We start from the raw sequence: 1,989 nt of genomic DNA, 5'->3' as shown, positions 1-1,989 counted from the left end.
CGTCGCGCGCGCCGCCGACCGCCGGCCCGGCGGTCGCACCCGGCCGCCCGGCCGCGGGCGTCCGGTCAGCCTGCCCCACCGGTGCCGCGTGGGAGGCGCAGTGGGAGGCGGGGCCGCGAGCCGGAACTCGGCCGTGCCCGTCACCGCCGGTGCTGACAACACGAGTGCCGTGACCGTGCGCGCGGCCCTGCCCGTACGGCGCGCTCCCGGGCGTACCGGGTCGTGGGAGCAGGTCCCGCCGGGGCGCCGGACGAGCGTCTTATTACCACCGGTGCCGAGGGCACGCTCCGATCCGTTATGTCCCGCACGCCGGCGCCCGCTGGGGCGCCGGCGTGTCTCTTTTGCTGGAAACTCAGCCGGGAACTCAGGCGAGGCAGCGCAGCGCGCCCCGGACGCGGGCGTCGAGGGGATGCCCGGCGGGCAGACGGCCGACCGTCGCCTCGACGAACTCCTCGGGGGAGAGATCTGCGGTCAGGCCGTCGTCGACCCGCACCTGCAACCGGCCGCAGGCGTGTTCGATCCGCGCCTTGGACCCCTGCTCCTCCAGCACGAACTCGCCGACCCGGACCCGCCAGCCGAGGCGGTCGCCGGCCTCGTCCGCCGTCACCGGAGCCCCCACGTCGTCGGCGTGCGTGGCGTACTCCGAGTCGTAGTGGAAGGTCTGGAGACCGGCCGGGTAGGGGCCGGCCGACGTGTGGAGCGTGCCGTCGCGGCCGAGGGCGCGCATCCGCCTCCGGGTCTCCCTGTTCTTGGTCCGCCACTCGTCGAGCACCTGCTCCACCGGCAGGCCGTGCCGCTTGCGCACGCACCACTCGTTGAAGCCGTCGAAGCCGCCGCGCACGCCCTCGTGTTCGAGCAGCTCGTAGAACCCGTCGATGTCGTCGTCCAGGCACGCGTGGTTGTACAACTCCTCGCCGGCCAGGTGTGCGAGCACGTCGCGCACCGTCCAGCCGTCGCACCGGGAGGGGCGGTTCCAGCCGTCCTCGTCGAGGGAGGAGAAGAAGCGGTCCAGCCGCGCCGCCTCGGTGTCGAAGATGTCGAAGGGGTCGAGCCCCGCCAGTTCGTCCCGTGCTGAGGTCATGCCTGAGCCGTACCCTGACCCGCCTCGCCCTCACTTCGCGACGGTACAGCGGCGACATCGGGCGGTGTCAGGACATTTCTCTGATAAGGCGGACATTTAAACCTGCGGCGGCCTCAACAATGCGTAGGGGAAGGGAAAGACCGGGTCTTAGCTCGTTTGTCCGGTGATCTGCGCGGAAACTCCGAGATCGGTAAGCACGGTGGCTGTTCCTGTGGTTTTTCTAGGGGGAAAACGAAATGGCAAAAAGCACGAGCGTCGCCGGGATCCTCGCGATCGGCGCCGTCCTCGCCGGCGGCGCCGTGATCGCGAGTGCTCCTCTCGTCGCGGCTCCGGCGGGGGCCGCCACGATGTCCGCGCAGCACGGCCTCGTCCGGTTCGGCCACCCGCACGCCCGGGGCCAGCGCAACCGCCAGAAGAACGCGCACCGGCACAACCAGCGGCTGCGGGAGCAGCAGCGCCAGCACCAGTTCCTGATGCGCGACCTCACGCTGGTCCTCGTCCCGTTCCAGAAGGAGACGACGGACTCGGCCGCCCTGCCGTACAACTGGCAGAACGACAGCGTCTCCGCCCTGCAGCACGCCGACCAGGACCAGCTGGCCGCACTGCAGGACACGCCCGAAACGGTCGAGATCAACCGCGACGGCCAGGAGGGGGACAACAAGACGACGGTCTCCCCGCAGGTGGACAAGCGCGACGTGGACCGCTCCGTCGACGTGAACAAGGACGAGAAGAAGGACGAGAAGAAGGACGGCAAGCAGGACCGCCCAGCGCCCCGGCCGTCCGTGGATCCCGGCAAGCGGCCCGTCACCGTGACGCCCACAGCCACGCCCACGCCCGCCGCGTCGAACGCCCGACCCTGCGCCGGTCTGCAGCCCCGTCGTGAACCGGTCGTGAGCCGGTCGTGAAGC

Annotated in this window: 2 protein-coding genes; one reads left to right on the top strand and one right to left on the bottom strand. The window is 71.0% G+C overall.

Features of this window, described 5'->3' with window-relative positions; genetic code table 11:
- Nucleotides 1-364: 364 nt before the first annotated feature.
- Complete coding sequence (locus B1L11_RS44405; protein ID WP_079321108.1) at nucleotides 365-1,081, bottom strand: maleylpyruvate isomerase family mycothiol-dependent enzyme; 717 nt, start codon at nucleotides 1,079-1,081, stop codon at nucleotides 365-367.
- 236 nt (nucleotides 1,082-1,317) lie between these two features.
- Between B1L11_RS44405 and B1L11_RS44400 the strand changes: the two genes are divergently transcribed.
- Complete coding sequence (locus tag B1L11_RS44400; RefSeq protein WP_079321107.1) at nucleotides 1,318-1,986, top strand: hypothetical protein; 669 nt, start codon at nucleotides 1,318-1,320, stop codon at nucleotides 1,984-1,986.
- Nucleotides 1,987-1,989 lie beyond the last annotated feature (3 nt).

The organism is Microbispora sp. GKU 823 (assembly GCF_002027145.1).
GTDB lineage: Bacteria > Actinomycetota > Actinomycetes > Streptosporangiales > Streptosporangiaceae > Microbispora > Microbispora siamensis.
This window is presented reverse-complemented; position numbering and strand designations above follow the sequence as displayed.